This window comes from Flavobacterium noncentrifugens, from assembly GCF_900100375.1.
In the GTDB taxonomy this organism is placed as follows: domain Bacteria; phylum Bacteroidota; class Bacteroidia; order Flavobacteriales; family Flavobacteriaceae; genus Flavobacterium; species Flavobacterium noncentrifugens.
The window spans coordinates 758,714-781,349 of sequence record NZ_FNEZ01000001.1 but is presented as its reverse complement, the minus strand read 5'-3'; the positions used below and the strand labels follow the sequence as shown (position 1 = coordinate 781,349).

General features: G+C 41.0%; 20 protein-coding genes. 9 read left to right on the top strand and 11 right to left on the bottom strand.

What is annotated here, in order from left to right; genetic code table 11:
* Positions 1 to 75: 75 nt before the first annotated feature.
* From BLS32_RS03425 to BLS32_RS03415, 3 genes are read right to left on the bottom strand one after another with little or no spacing between them, the layout of a single operon-like run.
* Positions 76 to 459, bottom strand: a complete 384-nt coding sequence (locus BLS32_RS03425; protein WP_091391884.1) for a DoxX family membrane protein — start codon at positions 457 to 459, stop codon at positions 76 to 78.
* 3 nt (positions 460 to 462) lie between these two features.
* The gene (locus tag BLS32_RS03420; protein WP_091391882.1) at positions 463 to 1,611 is read right to left on the bottom strand and encodes a DNA polymerase III subunit; all 1,149 of its coding nucleotides are present in this window, start codon (positions 1,609 to 1,611) and stop codon (positions 463 to 465) included.
* Between the two features lie 39 nt (positions 1,612 to 1,650).
* A complete protein-coding gene (locus BLS32_RS03415; RefSeq protein WP_091391880.1) occupies positions 1,651 to 2,424 on the bottom strand; it encodes a hypothetical protein in 774 nt (257 codons plus the stop codon).
* A 119-nt stretch (positions 2,425 to 2,543) separates the two neighbouring features.
* Between BLS32_RS03415 and BLS32_RS03410 the strand changes: the two genes are divergently transcribed.
* The 4 genes from BLS32_RS03410 (at position 2,544) to BLS32_RS03395 (ending at position 7,720) form a co-directional block, all read left to right on the top strand.
* Positions 2,544 to 3,731: a phosphoglycerate kinase gene (locus BLS32_RS03410; RefSeq protein WP_091391878.1), complete on the top strand. Its 1,188-nt coding sequence runs from the start codon at positions 2,544 to 2,546 to the stop codon at positions 3,729 to 3,731.
* 209 nt (positions 3,732 to 3,940) lie between these two features.
* Positions 3,941 to 6,247 carry a LysM peptidoglycan-binding domain-containing protein gene (locus tag BLS32_RS03405; RefSeq protein WP_091391876.1) on the top strand — a complete coding sequence of 769 codons (2,307 nt, stop codon included), beginning with the start codon at positions 3,941 to 3,943 and terminating at the stop codon, positions 6,245 to 6,247.
* Between the two features lie 40 nt (positions 6,248 to 6,287).
* Positions 6,288 to 7,274, top strand: a complete 987-nt coding sequence (locus BLS32_RS03400) for a DUF4837 family protein (RefSeq protein ID WP_091391874.1) — start codon at positions 6,288 to 6,290, stop codon at positions 7,272 to 7,274.
* The gene (locus BLS32_RS03395) at positions 7,271 to 7,720 is read left to right on the top strand and encodes a GNAT family N-acetyltransferase (protein WP_091391873.1); all 450 of its coding nucleotides are present in this window, start codon (positions 7,271 to 7,273) and stop codon (positions 7,718 to 7,720) included. The genes BLS32_RS03400 and BLS32_RS03395 overlap by 4 nt, the downstream gene beginning before the upstream one ends.
* Before the next feature lie 98 nt (positions 7,721 to 7,818).
* Here BLS32_RS03395 and BLS32_RS03390 read toward each other — a convergent pair whose 3' ends face one another.
* The 4 genes from BLS32_RS03390 to rnpA form a co-directional block, all read right to left on the bottom strand.
* Entirely contained in the window at positions 7,819 to 8,634 is an 816-nt protein-coding gene (locus tag BLS32_RS03390) for an OmpA family protein (protein ID WP_091391871.1), read from the bottom strand.
* Positions 8,634 to 10,271 (bottom strand): S41 family peptidase, encoded by a 1,638-nt coding sequence (locus BLS32_RS03385; protein WP_091391870.1) that lies wholly within the window; start codon positions 10,269 to 10,271, stop codon positions 8,634 to 8,636. Before BLS32_RS03385 ends, BLS32_RS03390 begins: the two co-directional genes overlap by 1 nt.
* Positions 10,272 to 10,274: 3 nt before the next feature.
* Positions 10,275 to 11,081: a DUF4349 domain-containing protein gene (locus BLS32_RS03380; RefSeq protein WP_091391869.1), complete on the bottom strand. Its 807-nt coding sequence runs from the start codon at positions 11,079 to 11,081 to the stop codon at positions 10,275 to 10,277.
* A 66-nt stretch (positions 11,082 to 11,147) separates the two neighbouring features.
* Positions 11,148 to 11,519, bottom strand: coding sequence for a ribonuclease P protein component (rnpA, locus tag BLS32_RS03375; RefSeq protein ID WP_091391868.1), 372 nt, complete (start codon positions 11,517 to 11,519; stop codon positions 11,148 to 11,150).
* A gap of 327 nt (positions 11,520 to 11,846) precedes the next feature.
* On the opposite strand from rnpA, the gene BLS32_RS03370 reads away from it, so the two are divergent.
* On the top strand, positions 11,847 to 12,122 hold the full coding sequence (locus BLS32_RS03370; protein ID WP_091391867.1) for a hypothetical protein: 276 nt from the start codon (positions 11,847 to 11,849) through the stop codon (positions 12,120 to 12,122).
* An 82-nt stretch (positions 12,123 to 12,204) separates the two neighbouring features.
* Here BLS32_RS03370 and BLS32_RS03365 read toward each other — a convergent pair whose 3' ends face one another.
* The 3 genes from BLS32_RS03365 to BLS32_RS03355 all read right to left on the bottom strand — a co-directional run bounded on the left by BLS32_RS03365 (position 12,205) and on the right by BLS32_RS03355 (position 16,778).
* A complete protein-coding gene (locus BLS32_RS03365) occupies positions 12,205 to 14,091 on the bottom strand; it encodes a M1 family metallopeptidase (RefSeq protein WP_091391866.1) in 1,887 nt (628 codons plus the stop codon).
* A 56-nt stretch (positions 14,092 to 14,147) separates the two neighbouring features.
* Entirely contained in the window at positions 14,148 to 15,746 is a 1,599-nt protein-coding gene (locus BLS32_RS03360; protein WP_091391865.1) for a S8 family peptidase, read from the bottom strand.
* A gap of 174 nt (positions 15,747 to 15,920) precedes the next feature.
* Positions 15,921 to 16,778 (bottom strand): MBL fold metallo-hydrolase, encoded by an 858-nt coding sequence (locus BLS32_RS03355; protein WP_091391864.1) that lies wholly within the window; start codon positions 16,776 to 16,778, stop codon positions 15,921 to 15,923.
* A gap of 222 nt (positions 16,779 to 17,000) precedes the next feature.
* Between BLS32_RS03355 and BLS32_RS03350 the strand changes: the two genes are divergently transcribed.
* From BLS32_RS03350 to sufD, 4 genes are all read left to right on the top strand, one after another.
* Positions 17,001 to 17,330: a HesB/IscA family protein gene (locus BLS32_RS03350; protein ID WP_091391863.1), complete on the top strand. Its 330-nt coding sequence runs from the start codon at positions 17,001 to 17,003 to the stop codon at positions 17,328 to 17,330.
* Between the two features lie 20 nt (positions 17,331 to 17,350).
* Positions 17,351 to 18,799, top strand: a complete 1,449-nt coding sequence (gene sufB / locus BLS32_RS03345; protein ID WP_091391862.1) for a Fe-S cluster assembly protein SufB — start codon at positions 17,351 to 17,353, stop codon at positions 18,797 to 18,799.
* 49 nt (positions 18,800 to 18,848) lie between these two features.
* On the top strand, positions 18,849 to 19,595 hold the full coding sequence (gene sufC, locus BLS32_RS03340; RefSeq protein ID WP_091391861.1) for a Fe-S cluster assembly ATPase SufC: 747 nt from the start codon (positions 18,849 to 18,851) through the stop codon (positions 19,593 to 19,595).
* Positions 19,596 to 19,747: 152 nt separating this feature from the next.
* Positions 19,748 to 21,064 carry a Fe-S cluster assembly protein SufD gene (gene sufD, locus BLS32_RS03335; RefSeq protein WP_091392413.1) on the top strand — a complete coding sequence of 439 codons (1,317 nt, stop codon included), beginning with the start codon at positions 19,748 to 19,750 and terminating at the stop codon, positions 21,062 to 21,064.
* 169 nt (positions 21,065 to 21,233) lie between these two features.
* On the opposite strand, the gene BLS32_RS03330 is transcribed toward sufD, so the two are convergent.
* Entirely contained in the window at positions 21,234 to 22,592 is a 1,359-nt protein-coding gene (locus BLS32_RS03330; protein WP_091391860.1) for a serine hydrolase domain-containing protein, read from the bottom strand.
* Between the last annotated feature and the right edge of the window lie 44 nt (positions 22,593 to 22,636).

Sequence of the window (22,636 nt, the reverse complement as noted above, 5' to 3'; positions counted from 1 at the left end):
AATCTAAAGTCAAAAAGGAATTTTTCAGACAAACCGCGCTTAATGAACTTAATACTCTTAGTAGTTCAATTTTTTTTAACTCAACCAGTAAACCGCCATAACAGCCGGAATAAAATAAATTACAATGGTTCTCGCGCCATCATAATCTTTCGCCAATCGCTGTCCGAACAGTAGCATGATCAAAGTAATACAAGAAAAAATTCCACCGTAAAGGCCAACGGTTCTATCGTTGTTGATCATCAGTTGAATGCAGCCAACGATACATAAAATCCCCGAAATCAATTCGAAAACCAAAACGTGCATTAAAGCCAGCGGAATGTGTTTTTTGAGCGAAGTATTCTTAAAATGGTCTTTCAGGAATGCAATATTTCCTTTCCAGTCCATGACTTTATCATAGCCGGATTGTATGAAAGTAACGGCCAGCAACACCAAAACAAGAATCGAAGCGACATTAAACATAAGCTATTTTTTATGGATTAAACGGGTCAGTTTGATCGACAAATCGGTCAGTATAATTTTCGCATTTCCGTTGCGCTCAATGTGGTACATCGCATCGGAAAGTTCCCGAAAGATATCATTTATATTGTTTCCGTTAACGAACGGCGCGAAATTCTCAAGCTTGAATTTTTCGATTTTCGGTTCCATATAAACCAAACTTGTCGCCTGATAATTCAATAGCAGTGCCTGGCGGAACATTTCAATACAGAATTGAAGGAATTTTTTCTGGGTTTCACGCCCAAGTCCGGCGATTTGCTCACTCCACTGAATTAAATCGTTGATTGCCGCCGCATTTCCTTTGGCTCTAAAAGCACCACGAACCCAGTCGACAAACCATTTTTCAAAAACCACATCCTCAGAATCTTCGTGCAGCAACTGCAGCGCTTTGTTAAAATTTCCCTGCGCCTGATGTGCGAGTTTTGCCGCCATTCGCGGTTCGATATTTTGCCTTTCGGCCAACGCATCGGCGATTGTTTTTTCAGACAATCCGTTGAAATGTAACACCTGGCAGCGCGAACGGATCGTTTGGATGATGTCTTCTTCGTTTTCGGAAATCAGGATGAAAAGTGTTTTATCCGAAGGTTCTTCGAGCAGTTTGAGCAATTTATTCGACGACGCGATGTTCATTTTATCGGCCATCCAGATGATCATGATTTTATAACCGCCTTCGTAGGATTTGAGTGCCAATGATTTCAAAATATCCTGCGCATCTTCAACCCTGATTTCGCCTTGTTTGTTCTGAACACCTAATATCCGATACCAATCGAATAAACTTCCGTACGGATTTTCAGCTAAAAATTCGCGCCAGTCTTTAAGGAAATCGGTGCTCTTGGGTTTGGTTTTGACGCTGTCGGTCGTCACTGTCGGATAAATAAAATGCAGATCGGGATGCGAAATTGATTCGAATTTTAAATTGCAGGCTTCGTTTCCGCCCGAATTTTCAACTCCAACATTATTGCATAAAATATACTGTGCATAAGCGATCGCCATCGGTAAAGTGCCGCTGCCTTCAGGTCCGATAAACAGCTGCGCATGCGGAATCCGACCCGAAGACGCGCTTTTTACCAGATGATTTTTAATGTAATCCTGTCCGAGAATTTTTGAAAACTGCATGGCGCAAAGATAACTGAAAAAGCTGCGGTCTAAAAAGCGTCAATTGAAATTTGTTTGGAGGTCGCGCAACAAAACAATTTCGTTCTGAAGGTTGATAATGCCACGCCTCGGACGGTCAAGATCCAACGTTATGTAAATCACAACGCAGGTGAGAAAGCAAAATCCGAAAGTAAAATAAGGCTCAAGCGTTTTTTTGAATCCTGAGCTGTAGCCGATGTAAAACGAAATGACAATCGAAAAGATCAACAGCAAATACACGATCGATTCAGGAACCGATGAAGCATAAGCCGCATTGACAGTTGTGGCGCTGTCAAACATGCTGTTCAAAGCCGGAATCATCATATTTGACGGCAGAAGGTTGTCTTTTTGATGCGCCAAATCGGTCGTGCGTTTCCACAAAATCGCTGAAACTGCGGCAGTTTTTTTCTGTGATGCGGAAATTTTTTCTTCATCGCGGCCAGATTCAAAATAGGCTATCCGTGCGTTTAGATAATTATTAAAATCTTTTTTGTAAAAGTTCGCTATACTATCCGGATACACGTTGGCACGCAAAATCGCTGTTCCGATATCATTCGATTCCTGAACCAGGCTGGCTTTCCGGGAATCGTATCTCGAACCCGACATTCCGAAAGTAAAAGCCAGCAACAATGCCAGCAAACCCAGCAAGGACGACAAAATCCCGGAATGGTCGGAATCTGGTTTCGAACGTCCGGAACTGATTTTATATCCGGTTTTAATCGCTGCAAACATCAGTACAAATAAAGCCGAAACGATAATCAGCGCATCGGTGTCGTAAAGGAAAGAATGTTTCATCAGGTTGAATTTAAGCACGATAAAGATACAATTTCTTCGATACGAACCCGAAAAAGCCAGGATTTTCAAGGTTCGCGAAAATCCGTATATTTGCAGATTAAATCCAAATTCAATTATTTATGAAAACGCTTCAGGACTTCAATTTTAAAAATAAAAAAGCATTAATCCGTGTTGATTTTAATGTGCCGCTTGACGAAAATTTTAAGGTTACGGATGCCACCAGAATTGAAGCTGCAAAGCCAACCATTGATAAAATCCTTGCCGATGGCGGAAGCGTGATCTTGATGTCACACCTTGGAAGGCCAAAAGGAAAAGAAGACAAATATTCCCTCAAACATATCGTTAAAAAAGCTTCTGAACTTCTTGGAAAAGAAGTAAAATTTGCTGAAGATTGCCGCGGCGAAGTCGCAAAATCAGCCGCAGAAAATTTAAAACCTGGAGAAATCCTGTTACTAGAAAACCTTCGTTTTTATACCGAAGAAGAAGCTGGTGATGTCGATTTTGCTAAAGAACTCGCTTCATTGGGTGACATTTATGTGAACGACGCTTTCGGAACCGCGCACCGCGCACACGCATCCACTACGATCATTGCCCAGTTTTTCCCGAATGAGAAATGTTTCGGGATTTTATTAGCCAAAGAAATTGAAAGCCTTGATAAAGTTTTGAGAAATTCACAAAAACCAGTTACAGCAGTTTTAGGTGGCTCAAAAGTATCTTCAAAAATTACCGTAATTGAAAATATTTTAGACAAAGTCGACCATATGATTATTGGCGGCGGAATGACTTTTACGTTCGTGAAGGCGCAAGGCGGAAAAATTGGCGATTCAATTTGTGAAGACGACAAACAGGAATTGGCTTTGGAAATTCTGCGTCTGGCGAAAGAAAAAAATGTACAAATCCACATTCCGGTCGACGTAGTTGCCGCAAATGCTTTTTCAAATGATGCCGAAACGCAGATTGTTGACGTTACCAAAATTCCAGATGGTTGGCAAGGTTTAGATGCTGGCCCGAAATCTTTAGAAAACTTCAAAAAAGTGATTTTAGAATCCAAAACAATTCTCTGGAACGGGCCTTTGGGCGTTTTCGAAATGGAGAAATTTGCCAACGGAACCATCGAATTGGGGAATTTTATCGCAGAAGCCACAGAAAAAGGCGCTTTTTCACTTGTTGGCGGCGGCGATTCGGTTTCAGCAGTAAAACAGTTCGGTTTGGAAGATAAAATGAGCTATGTTTCTACTGGTGGCGGGGCAATGCTCGAAATGCTGGAAGGAAAAACGTTACCTGGAATTGCAGCGATTTTAGATTAAGCAAATCACAATTAACAATAATTAAGACAAATTTACGTTTCACAATTATGGGATTTTGTTATAAGATTCCTATTTTTGCTTCAATGTAATTATTTGAATTGTAACAAATTGTAATTGAAAGCATACAATTTTGCTAAAAAAACAATAAAAAATACACGAATTAAAGTTCACTTTGAGGCCTTGGCCAAACGAACAATAACAACGTAAGTATGAATTTAAAGAATACCACACTCTCGATTTTTTTGCTGGTTTCCGGTTGCATTTTTGCACAGGATTCGGCACAAAACAATTTTTCGAAACCTGTTGTCAAAATTTCCTATCTTGATTCGATCAAAGGCACTTTCAAAAAGGACAATCTTGCGTCTTGCGTAGACAGCCTTTGGATGAAAGAGCTCACAAACCTTGATATTTACAATGATCTTTCCGAAGACATCAAAAACATCAAGCTCGATCAAAAGGTAGATTATGCCGAACTTCCGACAGAATTGCTCAAAAAGCGACTCGCCGAAATGGATGCAAAATCGCCATTCAAGATAGAATACAATCCGGGATTGGAAAACATCATCAAATCATTCCTCAAAAACAGAAAAAAATCTTACGAAAGGCTGATGGCCATTTCAGAATATTATTTCCCGATTTTTGAAGAAGCTTTGGCTAAACAAAATGTTCCGTTGGAAATCAAATATCTTGCTATCGTTGAATCGGCGTTAAACCCGAAAGCCGTTTCAAGAGTAGGCGCAACCGGACTTTGGCAGTTCATGTACCAAACTGGGAAGCAATACAACCTCGGAATTGATTCGTATGTTGATGAAAGAAGCGATCCGTTGAAAGCCAGCGAAGCTGCGGCGCAATATATGACCAACATGTACAAAATTTTCGGCGACTGGGATCTGGTTTTGGCATCTTACAATTCAGGGCCTGGAAACGTTGCCAAAGCGATCAGAAGATCAGGCGGACAGCAAAATTACTGGAACATCAGGAAATATTTACCACAGGAAACTGCAGGTTATGTGCCGGCTTTCCTTGCCACGATGTACATTTACGAATACCACAAAGAACACGGAATTGTACCGAACCGCGCGATCGTAAAACATTTCGCGACCGATACGGTGATGATGAAAAAGCAAATGTCGTTCAAACAAATATCTGATCTTTTGGATATTCCGGTAGCACAATTGCAAATGTTGAATCCTTCTTACAAATTAAATGTCGTTCCAACTTATACAGACAAACCGCATTTCTTAAGATTGCCGCTTGAAAAAATTGCAGTGTTCACTTCAAATGAAGACAAGATTTATGCGTACGTGCAACATGAAGACAATCAAAGGGAGAAACCATATTCTTCACGTTTGAGAGGTTTGGTTTCAAGGGATTCTTTGAGAAATGGCGGCGATAGTGCGATTGTTTCGCGAACGAAATACCACAAAGTCAAGCGTGGCGATAATCTTAGCGAAATTGCAAATGCTTACAATGTTTCGATTTCTGAAATCAAACGTTGGAATAAATTGAAAGGAAACAGCGCGCCACTTGGAAGAAACTTAAAAATTGTAACTTCTGAAAGGGTTGCTTCGAATGTGAAGAAAGAAAAAATCGAGAAAGTTGCGATTGTTAAAGATACGACAACTGCAATAGCATCGACCGAAACCGTTCAGCCAAAAGCGTCTAAAGTTTACAAAGAGGAAAAAGTAGTTTCATTTAAAGATGTGACGAAATTCCACAAAGTGAAAAAAGGCGACAACCTGGGCGAAATTTCTGAAAAATACGGCGTAACTGTTGCAGAGATCAAGAAGTGGAACAATCTGAAAAGCAACAACGTGGCTTTTGGGAAAAACCTCAAAATCGTTTCTAACGAAAGAGTGGTTTCTACGGTCAGGAAAGAAGTAAAAGGCGAAAACTTCGCTGTGGCGGAAAAAACGAAGAAAGAGCCAATTGCCGAAACTGCTGATAAACCTTCCGATTTTTATGTCGTTCAAGCCGGAGATAATTTAGGTGCCATTGCCAGAAAATACAATGTTTCAGTGGAAGACCTAAAAAAATGGAACAACCTTTCAGATACGCAAATCCAATTGCAAAGCAAATTGAAAATAGCCGATATTAAAAACGGTATCGAAGATGTTGCTAATGTGGAAACACCAAAAACAGAAGTAAAATCGGTTGAATATACCGTTCAGAAAGGCGACAATTTAGGAAGCATCGCCAAGAAAAACGGCGTAGCAGTTTCTGACCTGAAAGAATGGAACGATTTGTCAGACAACAGCATTCAGTTGGGTGCGACCTTGATCGTAAACAAAAAACTGGTTGTTGACAATGACAACGCTGTCGCGGAAAAAACGTCTAAAAAAGACAGACAGGTTTCTAAAAAAGAAGTAGAAGATCATTACTTCGTGAAAAAAGGCGATTCCTTGTTCAGCATCGCAAAAAAATATCCTGGCGTGACGATTTCAGACATTAAAAAATGGAACGGCATCAGCGGAAACGAACTCAAACCGGGAATGAAACTCAAAATAAACGGATAATAAAAAAATAACAACTAAATTTAGGGCTTATTTCATCACTATGAAAAAGGCACTTTTTTTATGGATGCTGGTGCCGGTTTTGGTGTTGTCGTGCAAAAATAAAAATACCGAACCTGAACAAACTTCCGGGAAAATCAACACGATTTCTGTCATCATCGACGACCAGCTCTGGAACGGCGAAGTAGGTGACAGCATCCGGAATAAATTTGCGTCGCCAGTTGTCGGGTTGCCGCAGGAAGAGCCGCTTTTTACGATTAACCAATATCCAATCCGGTTGCTGGAAGGTTTTATGGCAAACAGCCGGAACATTATTGTCGTCAAAAAGGAATCCCGAAATTATTTTGAAGTCATTGAAAATGAATATGCCAAACCGCAGAATGTGTTTCACATTTCAGGAAAAACTGCTGCTGCGATTTTAGAACTAATTGAAGAAAATGCACCTAAAATCATCGAACGCATCCGCGTAACGGAAATCACCGAAAACCAGCGCATCATCGACACTTCGCTAATCAATACCCAATTGATCGCCGATAAATTCCGGATTGCATTGCATGTTCCCAAAGGTTATAATTTTGTCATGAAAAGCAAAAAATTCATCTGGCTTAAAAAAGAAATCACCAGCGGAAGCACAAGTATTTTGATTTATCAGGTTCCGATCAGCCAGATCAAAAACAAGCAATATCCCATCAACAACATTATCAAAATGCGCGATTCCATTGGGAATTTGTATATTCACGGCACTTCGAAAAATACGCAAATGGTGACTGAAGATTCGTATGCGCCGTATTTGTTCAACAACAAATTCAGAAGAAAAGAAACATTCGAGACCAAAGGAACCTGGGAACTTAAAAACGATTTTATGTCGGGGCCATTCATCAATTATACTATTATTGACTGGCCTAGAAACCGCGCTTTGGTGCTCGAAGGATTTTGCTATGCGCCGTCAAAAGAAAAGCGCGATCTGATGTTTGAACTCGAATCGATCGTCAAATCGGCTGAATTTTTAAAACGAAAGAAAACGAAATGATTATAAATTGGAAAATAAAGCCATTTGAGGAACTTTTAGCGCCTGAATTGTATTCGATATTGCAGTTGCGCTCAAAAGTGTTTGTAGTCGAGCAAAACTGCGTATATCAGGATATCGACGGCAAGGATTTAAAAGCATTGCACCTGATTGGAGAATCTGACGAAAAAATCGTTGCTTACGCGCGACTATTCAAATCAGGAGATTATTTTGAAAATGCGTCAATCGGGCGTGTCGTGATCGATCCGGATTACCGCGATAGAAAATGGGGATTTGAAATGATGGAACAGGCGATTTCGGGCATTGAAACTTTTTTCGGAGAAGCAAAAATCACGATTTCCGCACAATTGTATTTGCAGAAATTCTATGAAAAACTTGGGTTTATCACGTCAAGCGAAACATATCTTGAGGACGATATTCCGCATATTGAAATGAAAAGAAACTCTTGATGATTTTAAACTTCTAAACCATTAAGGGGTTAAGACAATTAAGGCTTAATGAAACTTAATATCTTAATGGTACTGAATTTTACCTTTCTAAATAAACACTAAATTTTAGTAATCACCAATTCCACCCGGCGGTCATATTCCGAGCCTTTTCCAAGCGGAACGGTATTTCCATATCCTTTGAAAGTCATGCGTATTTTAGGAATTTTCTTAAAAGCCAGATATTTGTAAACTGATTCGGCGCGGTTCAAAGATAAATTCCGCTTCCGCGTTTCCCGGTCGATCGCTTCTTTCTGGTATGGCGGCGTACAGCACACATGGCCCTGAATTTCAAACTGCAGGTTTTTGTGCCTGTGCAGTTCCAAAGCCAGTTTATCGAGCTGCGTTTTTGCTTTGATCGTTAGTTTACTGCTGCCGCGCTCAAACAATAAATTTTCGAGATAAATGTGGTCGCCAACAATGTGTTTTTTCTGGATTGAAGTAAAAAATCCCGGAATTTCGATTTTCGGCAATTCTTTTAAGTTCAGAACCACATCGACGCGGCGGTTTTTAGAACGCGCTTCAGGCAGGTTTTTGACAATGTCATCGTCGATTAAAATCCGGCCTTTACCTTCAATGGTGACAATAATTTTGTTTTTAATGCCGCTGTGGATGAGTTTGTTTTTGATCGTTGCAGCGCGGTTTGTGGAAAGCTTAAAATTGTAAGCATCTTTTCCAATGTCATCGGTATAACCAAAAATTTCCACCGATTCAATACGTGTAGAATCGGTCGTTTTGATGAAATTCACCACGGCCTGCGCCTGTTTTTCATCCAATGAATATTTGTCAAATTCAAAATAAACCGACTGTACGACTTCTTCCTGTGCGAACAAAAATCCGCTGAAAAGCAGCGACAGGAAAATTAGAAAATGCCTCATTATATTTTCAGGATTTTGTTATATTCTGGCATGTTGCTTAGGATTGAAACGGCTTTCTTGATTTCAGTATTGCTTTTTGTGTAGTATTGGTACAATCCTTCGCGGTACTGGTAACGCTTGATGATCTCGTCGATCATTAACGATTTGATTTCTTTAGAATTCTGGTTCAGCTGCGTTTCCTCGCTGCGGTTTAAAGCGGCTTGCAATTGCTTGAATTCGGCTTCGATCGCTGCATCGACTTTCTCTTTTTTGGCTGTAGTCAGCGTGTTTTTAAGCGCGACTTCCGTTTCCGTATCAAAAGAGAAATTCTGTTTTTTGAGATAGGCTTTGAAATCGGAAAAATCAGCATCGGAAATCGTCGGAATGTTTGTCCCAACATTCGGATGCGCATAATAATAATTCGTCACATAATTGAAAATCCCGTCGTTACGCACCAAAGCATCCGTAATCGGGCTGGTTTTGGTTTCGCTGAGCTCGACATCTGGCTGAATGCCGCCGCCGTCATAAACCGTTCTGCCTTTTCTGGTCTGGAACGCGTTGTATTTGCTGGCGTCTGTGCGGATCGCTTTGCCATCTTTGTCCTTGTGCGTATAATCCAAAGCCTGGATGCATCGACCCGAAGGCGTGTAATATCTAGAAATCGTGATCTTGATCTGGGTGCCATAAGTCAGGTCGACCGGACGCTGCACCAAGCCTTTTCCGAAACTCCTGCTGCCAACAATCACGGCGCGGTCCATATCTTGCAAAGCTCCGGCGACAATTTCAGAGGCAGAAGCGCTTTTTCCGTCGACTAAAATGACGAGCGGAATTTCCGTATCAATCGGATCGTGCGTGGTTTTATACGTATTATTATGTTTTTCGATTTTCGATTTTGTCGTGACGATGATCTCGTTTTTCGGAACAAATAAATTGCAGATGTTTACGGCTTCGTTCAGCAAACCGCCCGGATTTCCACGTAAGTCTAAAACGATCTTGTCGGCTCCGTCGCGTTTGAGCTGTTCCAAAGCTTCTTTAGTTTCAAGACTCGCTTTTTTATTGAATTGTGACAGCACGATGTAACCGGTTTTGTCATCGATTTTTCCAAAGAACGGAACGGCTTTGATATCGACTTCATCCAATGTCAATTGGGTCGAAAGTGTTTTTCCCTGTCGGATGTATTTGATGTCGACTTTCGTATTTTTCGCGCCTTTGAGCAACTGCGAAGCGTCGTCTTTAAAATCGCTGAGGCTGACGTCGCCAATCTGTATGATTTCGTCTCCGGCTTTGAGTCCGGCCTTGTCTGCAGGAAAATTTTTATACGGTTCTTTGATGATGAGCTTGCCTTCTTTTCGCGTAATCATTGCGCCGATTCCCGTGTATTCGCCGGTGTTGTTGATCTTGAACCGAACTACATCGGCTTCATTGAAGTAATTCGTGTACGGGTCAAGATCGGCAAGCATGCTTTTGATGGCATGATCCATCAGTTCGCCGGGATTCGTATCATCGACGTAATTGGAATTGACCGTTTTAAAAAGCGTCGTAAAGATTTCGATCTGTTTCGCAACTTCAAAAAAATCTTCGCGAAAACTCATTCCGACGAACAAAAATCCGCCAGCGAGCGCAGGCAGGATGTATCTTTTTTTCAAAAAATTGTACATGATTTAAAGGGTTTTTCTTCTTCTGAGTTTCTTTCTGAAAACAAAAAACAGGACGACTAAAATAGTAATAAAAGGCCAAATATAAAGCAAACCGAGCAAGAATCCTGAAAATCCGTAAAAACCTTCAGCGACAGCATTCCACATTTTAGAACCGTATGAAATCGTGACGCCGTTTCCGTGGGCAACAGGCTTGTAAAATGAGATGGTTATGGCGCTCATCGAAACCTGGCTTTGCAGGTATTTTAGTTGTGCTTCTTTGGATTCGATTTCTTCACGAACGTCTGATAATTCTTTTTCGATCTCGAGGATTTCGGAAACTTTGCCTGCTTTTTTTAACAATTCGAGGTAACGGGTTTCGAGCACTCTTTTGTTTTTGAGGCGGGTTTCAGAATCAATATATTGTTCGGTTACATCGCTTGAGGTAATTTCGCGCGTGTCAAAATAAGCCACGCCTTTTCCGATTTCCGATAAGAATGGCTCAAAATTCTGGCTTGGAACACGAATGATAAGTGTCCGGGAAATTTCGCTGTCGCTTTTTTCCTGGTTGTCATTTTCGATGATTGCATTGCATTTTTTTGCGGTCTTGCCAATTTGCAAATATGTCTCTTCGGGATTTTCCGATTGAAATTTCAGGTTTGCGTTGCGGATGATTTTCTTGTCTGAGTCAGATGCAACCTTGTCTTTTTTTAAATCGCTTGCAGGCAAACGAACCGAGCTGATTTTACTGTCGTAAGTCTCTTCAGATGGGTGTTTTGTACAAGCAGAAAAACAAAAAAGCAAAAAAATTAAAAAAGGTAAAGTAGTTTTCATACCAGGAGTTTTTTATAAAACGAAACTGCTTTTGAAAAATTATACGACCGCAGATCAAGCAATCGGTTACTTATTGGCTTCAGCCGAAAACTTTTCGAAAAGAGAAATGGTTTTGGCCAGAACTTCTTCGTATGTCAATCGGTCTTTGCTTTGGTAAAGCAGCATGAATGCGTATTTTTTTTCGGGGCCAATTTCGATCAGATGCTTATTCAATCGATAGGTTTCCCGAAGCACGCGCTTGAAATAATTCCGGTCAACAGCTTTCTTAAAATATCTTTTGGATACCGAAACGCCTGTTTTCAAAACTTCATCCTGATCTGTAACCTCAGCATAAACCAATCGCAGTGGGTATTTTGAAACCGATTTGCCTTTCGAAAACAACACATCGATGGTTTTTCGGCTTTTTAATTTTTCAGATTTCGGATACGTAAAAGGCATATTTTGTTATTCGGGCGTGGACAAAGGTACAAAGTCATTCGGGATTATGGGAAAATTGGGAAAAAATCAACAATTCTACAATTTTTAACAAGACGTTCTACAGCTTTCCACAACTTTCGCAAATTCATCGGACATAGAGAAGTTGGGATAAACATAAATGTCAATATTTTTTAAGTTGTTTAAAAACAGTTGTTTAAAAGTATTTTTTTCTAAAAATTATGACTGAAGCAATAGTTTGGACGGGCATTAAATTGCAACGGCATCATCCTTGCAAATCACAAGTCATTTACAACAACAAAATATTTTTAATTAATAAAAATCACTAAGATGAAAAATTTATTTTTAAGTGTTATGATCCTGGTTGGCGTTTGTGCATCAGCACAGGAAGCGAAGAAAACGACTAAAGAACAAACCAAGACAGAATCTGTGACTTCGGTAACTCCGGAAGCTAAAAAAGCAGAAAGTTCAACAACATCAACGACTGTAAAAAGTGCAGATAACGGTACTGCAAAATCAGCCACAAAAACGGAAACTACCACTACCGTACCAGCAGAACAAGCTGCCCAAAAACCGAAATCAGATGCAACTAAACCTGCACAATAATCAATCTAACTCTTGATTATAAAGAATCCCTTCTGTTGTAAAATTCAGAAGGGATTTTTGTTTTTTTTGTCATTCCAACAAACTATGGTTTTTTCTCTATCAACGGATACACGTTATTTTCCTGTTTCACATCGGCCATCAACCCGCTTGGATCGATTGTGATGTTTTTGATGAATGCTTTTCCTTTGGGAATTTCGAATGAAAATGTCGGATAAGACCAGTCCCAATCATTCAGAACAATCCTTTTCATTTCCGGATACGGATTGGGTTTTTGCATGCGCATCATGCGAAGCGGAATGTAATAATATTCTTTTGTGCCGTTCGTATATTCTACAACAACATCAATAGGCATCGGCATTCTTCCGATTCTTTCTAATGTTATGGCTGTTTTTTCGCCTTTATCAGAAACTTCTTTAATACCGTAGTCGATCGTGTTTGTCGTTTCGGCAAAATCAGTTCGGTACCAACCCAATTCGGCTCCCGAAACACGTTCTGCTGTTCTCGTGATGTCGTTTGGCGTCGGATGTTTGAATTTGAAATCAGCGTAATATTTCTTCATCGTTTTCATCAGGTTTTCCTTTCCAATGAGGTATTCGAATTGCGTCAGGAAGATTGCGCCTTTGCAATATGCCGCGATGCTGTAGCTTCTGTTCACATCGAAACGGTCGCCTTGTGTTGTAAGCGGTTGCTCTTTGCCTGAATTTGCAAGATTGTAATAGGCGCGATACGTACTTTCAAACGGATTTGCCACCGGTTTTTCTGCCAGATGGTTCATTCCAAGCTCTTCGATAACCGTTGCAAAACCTTCGTCCATCCAGTAATGTTCACTTTCATTTGAAGCCAGGACATGCTGAAACCACGAATGACCAAGTTCGTGCGCTATCGTTCCTAGAATGCCGTCATATTTGCCTTCTCCAAGAATGAGCGTACACATCGCATATTCCATTCCGCCGTCGCCGCCTTGGATCACAGAATATTGTTTGTATGGATATTCACCAACGGTTTTGTTGTAAAAATCCATCAATTCCGCTGTTTTTGGCTCGATCTTTTTCCAGTTATCGATGATCTTCGGATTGTTTTTGTACAGGAAATGCAATTCGACATTATTTGGTCCAACAATTTTATCGTGCAGGTAATTTTTATCCGCTGCCCAAGTAAAATCATGCACTTCAGGCGCGATAAAATGCCAGGTCAAAGTTTTTGCTTTTTTCGGATAAGTTACTGTAACGCCAGCATCTTCATAACCGTGCCCGATCTCGTTTTTATTTTGCAGGTAACCGCTTCCGCCAAGAACGTAATCTTTATCAATCGTGATATTGACGTCGAAATTTCCCCAAACACCGTGAAATTCGCGTGCAATGTATGGATCGGCGTGCCAGCCTTCAAAATCGAATTCGGCCATTTTCGGATACCATTGCGCCATTGAAAATTCGACACCTTCGGAATTGTTGCGTCCTGAACGGCGGATTTGTAGCGGAGATTGTCCGTCAAAATCCAATGTAAATGTTGTTTTTGAATTCGGTAAAATCGGTTTGGCCAACGTGACTTCGAGAATCGTTCCCGCTACTTTTGTCTGCGATTCGATGCCATCTTGTTTGAAATTCGATACTTTTAAATAGCCGATTTCATTGGTTTTCAATTCATTGATCCTGTTCGTTTTGATTTCCTTTCCGTCTATTTTTGACTTGATAACCATTCGGCCATCGGGATCGGCAATAGTGCTCAAACGTGTCGCCATTTCGCTTCCAGGCTGAAACGCATTGTTGAACAAATGAAAATAAACGCGTCGTAAAGTATCGGTCGAATTGTTGGTGTAAACCAATTGCTGCTTGCCTTTGTATTGGTAGCTTTTGACATCCATGACGACATCCATTTTGTAGTCCACATGCTGCTGCCAATAGCCAGTGCTTTGTGCCGAAACAGCGTTCAATCCCAAAGCAAATACAGAAAATAAAAAAAGTTTTTTCATACGATTGGATATAAAAATGGAAGGCGCGAACCTTCCATTTCAATAGTAAATTGTGATTATTTTTTCTTAGAGATCTTTGAAGCCATAACCAAAGCATTGTAAGCGTTGACCATTTTCCCCGATTTTGAAGCGTTTGTGAACGGGCGTTTTTCTTCTTTTTCACCCAATGTGACTACAGTTGTTGTTGGCGTTCCCGAATCCATCAGGATTTGTTTGACCTGGGCTGCTGTTAAATCTGGATAATAGGAACGCACCAATGCAGCAACTCCGGCAACTTCCGGCGATGCCATCGATGTTCCCTGTTCGAATTTGTATAAATTGTTCGGAACGGTTGCGTAGATTTTTGTTCCCGGAGCGAAAAGATCGACGTTTTTGCTTCCGTAATTGGAGAAATTCGCCACCAAACCAGAGCCATAAGTCGTGTTCAATGCGCCAACAGTGATGTAATTGTTAGCGACTTCAGTCGTATTGTCTTGCGAATCGTTCGGATAGCTTTTGTTTTCGATGAGGTCGATATCAAGTCCGTCGTTTCCTGCAGCAGTTACGATTAAAACGTCCTTGCTTGCCGCATATTTGATGGCGTCGTAAACCCATTCTTTATGTGGCGAAAAGTATTTTCCGAAACTTCCGTTGACAACTTTTGCGCCATTATCGACTGCATAACGAATCGCCAATGCAATGTCTTTGTCATATTCGTCGCCATTTGGAACTGCGCGAACGGCCATAATCTGTGCGTTATTGGTTACACCATCGCTTCCAAGTTTGTTGCCACGAATTTGCGCAATGATTCCTGAAACGTGCGTTCCGTGAAGTGCGCCGTCTTTTGCGGGGCCCCAAACGGTATTGTTTCCGTAGAATTTGTTATCCATCGTATCGGGATTGTCGCCGGTTTTGCGTCCGCTGAATTCGAGGTTCAGGTTGTAGTTCAATTGGTCGTACACCTGGTTTTTGTAGTCATTCAGATCAGAATTGAAATCCGGGCCGGTTTGCCCGATAACGCTCATCATGACTTGTTTGCTTTGCATCAATGCGCCGTCAGTAGTTGTAATCGCTTTGACTTCATCAAGTGTGTAATTGTCTTTTTTTAGGTAAGCCGCGACTTTGTCTTTGGCCTTGAAAATAAAATCGACCTGTTGTTTGCTGCCAAGCGCTTCTTCGTTCTTTTTATCGTAATCGGCTTTGGCTTTTTTGTAGGTTATAGAACCGTCGTCGCCTTTTTTAAGGATTCTAACGAGTTCGAGGTTTTCATTATCGGCGTCTCCAAGGAAATTCCAGCCGTGAACGTCGTCTATGTAACCGTTTTTGTCGTCGTCGATTCCGTTTCCGGGAATTTCTTTGGTGTTTGTCCAGATCATGCCTTTCAGATCTTCATGCTCGATATCCACACCAGAATCGACAATACCAACAATGACCTTCACACCTTTTTTGTTTTTGATCAATTCGGCGTAAGCCTTATCAACACTCATTCCCGGAACGGTATCTTTCACAAGGTCGAGATTGCTCCAGCGCTTGAGGTCGTTTTCATTTATCGGGCTGATCTTTAAAGGGATTTTGTCAATATTTGCGGGATTGGTAGCTACCATCTTTGAAGTTCCGCAGCCCGCTAATGCTAACATCGCAAAAGCGGTAAGGCCAATTGGCTTAAGTAATTTCATCTGTATGAATTTTTTGAATAGGTCAAAAATAGTCCGAGTTTGTTACACGGCACAATAATTAACATTTAATTTACGGTTTTAGAACGATTTACGAACCCTTGCCGAAGTTGATTGCATTAACCGTAACTCTGAAATTGTACAAAATACCGATTGTAATTTGACAGAAATCCAAATTTAGAAAATTTCCCCGCATTCAAAAACCTCTTTTAACCGAACACCGCGCTCGGTATTCTCGACGGTAATGATTTCATTATGAGCATCGTGTTCGAGAACGAGGTAATAATTGTTGTCGGCTGCTTCGGTTAAGAATTTTGCTTTTTCGGGCAAAGTTAGAAGCGGGCGCGTGTCGTAACCCATGACATACGGCAGCGGAATGTGCCCGGCAGTTGGCAACAAATCGGCCATAAAGCAAATGGTTGTGTCGTTGTATTTGATTTTTGGGATCATCATTTTTTCGGTGTGGCCGTCGGCGAAGAAAATTCCGAAACCGAGTTCTGACTCTGGAAGAAAATCATTTTCGGGGCGTTTGATGAAATTCAGTTGGCCGCTTTCCTGCATTGGCAGAATATTTTCGGATAAAAACGAGGCTTTTTCACGCGGATTTGGTTTCGTTGCCCAATCCCAATGGTTGTCATTCGTCCAGAATTTCGCGTTTTTAAAAGCGACTTCATATCCGGTTTTATCTGAATTCCATTGTACGCTTCCGCCGCAATGGTCGAAATGCAGGTGTGTCATAAAAACATCGGTAATGTCATTTCGGTGAAAACCGTTTTTTTCTAATGATTTGTCGATTGAATGGTTTCCCCAAAGCGAATAATAGCCAAAAAATTTCTCCGATTGCTTGTTTCCCATTCCGGTATCGATTAAAATCAACCGGTTTCCATCTTCGATTAGCAAACATCTGGCGGCAATGTCGATAAGGTTGTTTTCGTCGGCGGGATTGGTTTTGTTCCAGATGGTTTTTGGCACCACGCCGAACATCGCGCCGCCGTCGAGTTTAAAATTTCCTGCTTCAATAGGATATAGTTTCATTCGTAGAATTTAAAGATTCAAAAAATTTGAGGATTAAAAGAAGTTGCAATTTATAAAATCCACAGTCAAAAATCGGAACGAATAAGAAATTTCTATCCGTTCATCCGTTATAAAAATGTTAGGTTGTGCGGCAAAAAGCTTTTTATGTAATATCTTTGCGGATTGAATGCGACAGGCTGAAAAGCCAAAGCGCAAATAATTTAGACAAAAACCCTATTGGCTATGATAAAAGTATCAGATACAGCAAGTAAAAAAATCGTCGACATGATGAAAGACGATGGTTTTGATGCAGCGCAGGATTACGTTCGTGTGGGCGTAAAAAGCGGCGGCTGCTCCGGTTTGTCATACGAATTGAAATTTGACAAAGAACTGGGTGAAAATGACAAAGTCTTCGAAGATAATAACGTAAAGATTGCCGTAGAAAAAAAATCTTTCCTGTATTTGGCGGGAACTGTTTTGGAATTTTCGGGCGGATTGAATGGCAAAGGATTTGTTTTTAACAATCCGAATGCAAGCAGGACCTGTGGTTGTGGCGAATCATTTTCGCTATAAGTGATCTCAAAAAAATAAATATGTCAAAATACACCGAAGACGATTTAAAAATCGAGCTCGAAAATAAAGAATACGAGTACGGATTTTACACCGATCTCGATTCAGAAACGTTTCCGATTGGCTTAAATGAAGACATCGTTCGCGCGATTTCCCTCAAAAAGGAAGAGCCGCAATGGATGACCGACTGGCGCATTGAGGCGTTTCGCGCGTGGAAAGAAATGAAAGAACCGGAATGGGCCAACGTCAATTACGTAAAACCCGACTTTCAGGCGATTTCGTATTATTCAGCGCCCAAAAAGTCCGATCCTACAAAAACTTTAGACGATGTAGATCCCGAATTGTTGGCGATGTACAAAAAACTCGGAATCTCGATCGACGAACAAAAAATGATGAACAATGTCGCGATGGATATTGTCGTTGATTCGGTTTCTGTTGCAACGACTTTCAAAAAAACCTTATCGGAAAAAGGCATTATTTTTTGCCCGATTTCTGAAGCGATCAAAGAACATCCGGAACTGGTTAAAAAATATCTTGGCACTGTTGTTCCTCAAAAAGACAATTTTTACGCCGCATTAAATTCGGCTGTCTTCTCTGATGGTTCGTTTTGCTACATTCCGAAAGGCGTGCGCTGCCCGATGGAACTATCAACTTATTTCCGAATCAACCAGGCCGGAACAGGTCAATTTGAAAGAACTTTGGTGATTGCCGACGAAGGCAGTTATGTGTCGTATCTCGAAGGTTGCACCGCGCCAAGCCGCGACGAAAACCAGTTGCACGCAGCCGTTGTCGAATTGATCGCAATGGACAATGCCGAAATTAAATATTCAACGGTTCAAAATTGGTATCCAGGAAATAAAGAAGGAAAAGGCGGCGTGTATAATTTCGTGACCAAACGCGGAATCTGTGAGAAAAATGCAAAAATTTCGTGGACACAAGTTGAAACCGGATCAGCTGTAACGTGGAAATATCCGTCATGCATATTAAAAGGAGACAATTCGGTGGGCGAATTTTACTCGATTGCCGTAACCAATAATTTCCAACAAGCTGATACCGGAACGAAAATGATCCATTTGGGAAAAAATACCAAATCGACTATCATTTCGAAAGGAATTTCAGCAGGAAAATCACAAAACAGCTACCGCGGATTGGTGCAAATTTCTGCAAGAGCCGACAATGCGAGAAACTTTTCACAATGCGATTCGCTGTTGATGGGAAACAATTGCGGGGCACATACCTTTCCGTACATCGAAAGCAAAAATCCGTCTGCAAAAATCGAACACGAAGCCACGACTTCAAAAATCGGCGAAGACCAGGTTTTTTATTGCAACCAACGCGGCATCCCAACAGAGAAAGCGATTGCGCTGATTGTGAACGGTTTCAGTAAAGAGGTTTTAAACAAACTTCCGATGGAATTTGCGGTAGAAGCACAAAAATTATTAGAGATTTCGCTTGAAGGATCTGTCGGATAAAACTTAATGAAACTTAATGCCTTAATGGTTTAAAATACAAAATACAAGAATGTTAGAAATCAAAAACCTACACGCAAAAGTAGAAGACAAAGATATTTTAAGAGGCATCAACTTAACGGTAAATGCAGGTGAAGTCCACGCTATTATGGGCCCGAACGGTTCCGGAAAAAGTACGCTTTCTGCTGTCATAGCAGGAAACGAAAACTACGAAGTGACTGAAGGCGCCGTTTATTTAGACGGTGAAGATTTAGCCGATCTCGCGCCGGAAGAACGCGCGCACAAAGGCATTTTCTTATCGTTTCAATATCCGGTGGAAATTCCCGGGGTTTCGGTAACGAATTTCATGAAAACGGCAATCAACGAAACCCGCAAAGCCAACGGATTGGCAGAAATGCCTGCAAATGAAATGCTGAAAGTGATCCGCGAAAAATCAGAATTATTGGAAATCGACCGTAAATTTTTATCACGTTCTTTAAACGAAGGTTTTTCGGGCGGAGAAAAAAAGAGAAATGAAATCTTTCAGATGGCGATGCTCGAACCAAAACTCGCAATCCTCGATGAAACCGATTCAGGGCTTGACATTGATGCACTCAGAATTGTAGCCAATGGCGTCAACAAACTCAAAAGCGAAAATAATGCAATTGTAGTCATCACGCACTATCAAAGGCTTTTGGATTATATCGTTCCGGATTTTGTTCACGTTTTGTACAATGGAAAAATTGTAAAATCAGGCGGGAAAGAACTCGCTTACGAATTGGAAGAAAAAGGATACGACTGGATTAAAGCGGAGAATTAATTAAATTCAAGGCATAAGTGAAAAGGCATAAGTAAAATCATTAAGAGATTAAGTTTCATTAAGGCTTAATTTTTCTTAATTTCTTAATGGTCAAATCAACAAATACGGCCCAAGAGGTTACTGGTTTGAATCCAGTCGAGGTCACGACAAAAATGGAACTAAAAGAAAAATTAATCTCGTCTTTCATGGCTTTCGAAGAACGTGTCGATGTTACTGCAGATTTGCACGACATCCGTACTTCGGCCATTAAAAACTTCGAAAACAAAGGCTTTCCTACGAAAAAGGAAGAAGCCTGGAAATATACATCGCTGAATTCGGTACTCAAAAACGACTTCAGCGTATTCCCAAAAAGTGACAATGCCATCGAATTTGCCGATGTCAAAAAATACTTTCTGCACGAAATCGACACGTATAAAGTCGTTTTTATTGACGGTGTTTTCAGTTCGTTTTTGTCGGCAACAACACATGACGGCATCGATGTTTGCCTGATGTCATCGGCATTGACGAAGCCAAAATACAAAATGGTCATCGACGAATATTTCAATAAAGTCGCGAGCAAAGACGAAAGCTTAACATGCTTGAACACGGCATTTGCCCTCGAAGGCGCTTACATCAACATCCCAAAAAGTAAAGTGGTTGAAAAACCAATCGAGATCATCAATTTTTCAACCGGAACCGAAGCCGCGCTTTTGGTTCAGCCGCGAAACCTAATCATTGTTGGTGAAAACGCACACGTTCAGATCATTGAAAGACATCAAAGCTTAAACGAAAATCCGGTCTTGACGAATTCCGTTACCGAGATTTTTGCCAAAAAACGCGCGATCGTCGATTATTATAAAATCCAGAATGACAACCTTGAAGCGTCATTGGTAGACAATACCTACATTGCCCAAAAGGAGCAAAGCCACGTTTCGGTGCACACATTTTCTTTTGGTGGAAACATCACGAGAAACAACCTGAATTTTTACCATCAGGGCGAACGCATCGACAGTACGCTTAAAGGCATCACAATCATCGAAGGCAAGCAACACGTTGATCACCACACTTTGGTGCAGCATGCGACGCCAAATTGCGAAAGCCACCAGAATTATAAAGGGATTTTTGACGAAAGATCAACCGGCGTTTTCAACGGAAAGATTTATGTCGAAAGAGAAGCGCAAAAAACCGACGCATTTCAGCAAAACAACAACATTTTACTCAGCGACAAAGCCACGATCAATGCCAAACCGCAGCTCGAAATCTTTGCCGACGATGTCAAATGTTCACACGGCTGCACGATCGGACAGCTCGACGACAAGGCGATGTTTTACATGCAATCGCGTGGCATTCCTAAGAAAGAAGCCAAAGCGTTGCTGATGTATGCGTTCTCAAACGAAGTCATCGAAAGCATCAAAATCCCGGAATTGAAACAAAGAATCACGAAGATCATCGCAATGAAATTGGGTGTGAATATGGGATTTGATTTGTAAATTAGTAGCTTTTTCCCGCTTTTCACTGCAATCTTTTTTTGAAGTAGATTTCTCTTCCGCTGCGCTTCAGAGTAATCCTTCAAAAAAAGGATTTGCGTTGCAATCGGGGCTAGGGCATTAATCATATCAAGAAAGCCTGACGTTTCAGTCGGGCTTTTTCATTTATAATTCAGTCTTCATAATTATATTTCTTGAAACTTCCAATAATTTCCTTCAAAAAAGCATTAAAATCAAAACCCGGGTCTTCCTTCAAACCCATTCTGACTACAACCAAATCCAGCGACGGAATGATGAAAACCATCTGTCCCTGAAAGCCATTGCACGAATACAAATCGCGCGGCGCATCGGGATAAAAACCGCCAGCATTGAGCCAAAAATGCGCGCCATATCGGCCGTTTGAAGTGTTTGTTGGCGTTGACACATATTTGGCCCAACTTGGATCAAATAACTGCTCGCCGTTCCAGTTTCCTTTGTGCAAATACAACAATCCGAACTTCGCCCAATCACGTGTCGTCGCCCAGCCATACGAAGAACCCACATAATTTCCAGACATATCGGTTTCCACCAGCATCGAATGCATTCCGATTTTATCAATCAAATTTGAATACCAGAAATCAAGGTATTCCTGATGCGTTTTAAACTGTTTTCGCAAAATTCCCGAAAGTAAATTTGTTGTTCCGGAAGAATAATTCCACAGCGAATTCGGTTCGGCGACAGCCCGTTTTTCAAGTTGCGAACGGCTCATGTCTTTTGCCTGGAACAACATTTTAGTCGCGTCTGAAATCTTGTCGTACTTTTCTTCCCATTCGAGGCCGCTGTTCATGTGAAGCAAATCGTTTGTGGTGATTTTAGCGCGTTTGTCGTTTTTCCATTCGGCAATTGGTGCGGGTTTGTAAATGTCGAATTGGCCTTGCTTTTGCAGGATTCCGAACATCGTTGCCGTGATGCTTTTGGTCATCGACCAGCCTAAAATCCTGGAGTTTTTAGTAAATCCTGTGTCGTATTTTTCGGCTAAGATTTTGTCTTTGTAAACAACGACAACTGAACGCGTACGTTTTGCTTTTTGGCCTTTTTCATCAAAAGCATTGTTCATTGCAGCTTGTAATTTTGTGTAATCAACATTGGCAAACACCGTGTCTTTCGGCTCATTATTTCCATACGGAAACGGCAAATTGAGCGTAGTAAAATTACGTTTCGGAATGTCATATTTCGCATTCGCATCAAAATCATCATCGATTAAAACCGCACCCAAACCTTCACGGAAAACCGCTTTCCTGGTTTTTAACCCAAATACTGAAGCAGTCGCAGATTTCCCCACTTCATCAATTTTATTCGTAGCCAAAGTCACAAGCGGAATGTCGTTGTCGCCCGTTTCAATGGCCGTTAAACTTCTTCCGTCCATGAAATGCGCCGATGCGACACTTTTGGCCGCAAAGCCCGAAATCAGGTCGAGTTTTGGGTAATTTATGAGGACAACTGCAGCGATTCCAACGATTAAAATCAGCATGAAATATTTTAATTTTTTCATTTTCAGAAAATTTGGTGTCCGATAAAAGTATAAAAACAATGCGA

Bases quoted from the DNA above. Each gene is read 5' to 3' on its own strand.
- BLS32_RS03425 (WP_091391884.1), bottom strand. From the start codon at position 459: ATGTTTAATGTCGCTTCGATTCTTGTTTTGGTGTTGCTGGCCGTTACT.
- BLS32_RS03420 (WP_091391882.1), bottom strand. From the start codon at position 1,611: ATGCAGTTTTCAAAAATTCTCGGACAGGATTACATTAAAAATCATCTG.
- BLS32_RS03415 (WP_091391880.1), bottom strand. From the start codon at position 2,424: ATGAAACATTCTTTCCTTTACGACACCGATGCGCTGATTATCGTTTCG.
- BLS32_RS03410 (WP_091391878.1), top strand. From the start codon at position 2,544: ATGAAAACGCTTCAGGACTTCAATTTTAAAAATAAAAAAGCATTAATC.
- BLS32_RS03405 (WP_091391876.1), top strand. From the start codon at position 3,941: ATGAATTTAAAGAATACCACACTCTCGATTTTTTTGCTGGTTTCCGGT.
- BLS32_RS03400 (WP_091391874.1), top strand. From the start codon at position 6,288: ATGAAAAAGGCACTTTTTTTATGGATGCTGGTGCCGGTTTTGGTGTTG.
- BLS32_RS03395 (WP_091391873.1), top strand. From the start codon at position 7,271: ATGATTATAAATTGGAAAATAAAGCCATTTGAGGAACTTTTAGCGCCT.
- BLS32_RS03390 (WP_091391871.1), bottom strand. From the start codon at position 8,634: ATGAGGCATTTTCTAATTTTCCTGTCGCTGCTTTTCAGCGGATTTTTG.
- BLS32_RS03385 (WP_091391870.1), bottom strand. From the start codon at position 10,271: ATGTACAATTTTTTGAAAAAAAGATACATCCTGCCTGCGCTCGCTGGC.
- BLS32_RS03380 (WP_091391869.1), bottom strand. From the start codon at position 11,081: ATGAAAACTACTTTACCTTTTTTAATTTTTTTGCTTTTTTGTTTTTCT.
- rnpA (WP_091391868.1), bottom strand. From the start codon at position 11,519: ATGCCTTTTACGTATCCGAAATCTGAAAAATTAAAAAGCCGAAAAACC.
- BLS32_RS03370 (WP_091391867.1), top strand. From the start codon at position 11,847: ATGAAAAATTTATTTTTAAGTGTTATGATCCTGGTTGGCGTTTGTGCA.
- BLS32_RS03365 (WP_091391866.1), bottom strand. From the start codon at position 14,091: ATGAAAAAACTTTTTTTATTTTCTGTATTTGCTTTGGGATTGAACGCT.
- BLS32_RS03360 (WP_091391865.1), bottom strand. From the start codon at position 15,746: ATGAAATTACTTAAGCCAATTGGCCTTACCGCTTTTGCGATGTTAGCA.
- BLS32_RS03355 (WP_091391864.1), bottom strand. From the start codon at position 16,778: ATGAAACTATATCCTATTGAAGCAGGAAATTTTAAACTCGACGGCGGC.
- BLS32_RS03350 (WP_091391863.1), top strand. From the start codon at position 17,001: ATGATAAAAGTATCAGATACAGCAAGTAAAAAAATCGTCGACATGATG.
- sufB (WP_091391862.1), top strand. From the start codon at position 17,351: ATGTCAAAATACACCGAAGACGATTTAAAAATCGAGCTCGAAAATAAA.
- sufC (WP_091391861.1), top strand. From the start codon at position 18,849: ATGTTAGAAATCAAAAACCTACACGCAAAAGTAGAAGACAAAGATATT.
- sufD (WP_091392413.1), top strand. From the start codon at position 19,748: ATGGAACTAAAAGAAAAATTAATCTCGTCTTTCATGGCTTTCGAAGAA.
- BLS32_RS03330 (WP_091391860.1), bottom strand. From the start codon at position 22,592: ATGAAAAAATTAAAATATTTCATGCTGATTTTAATCGTTGGAATCGCT.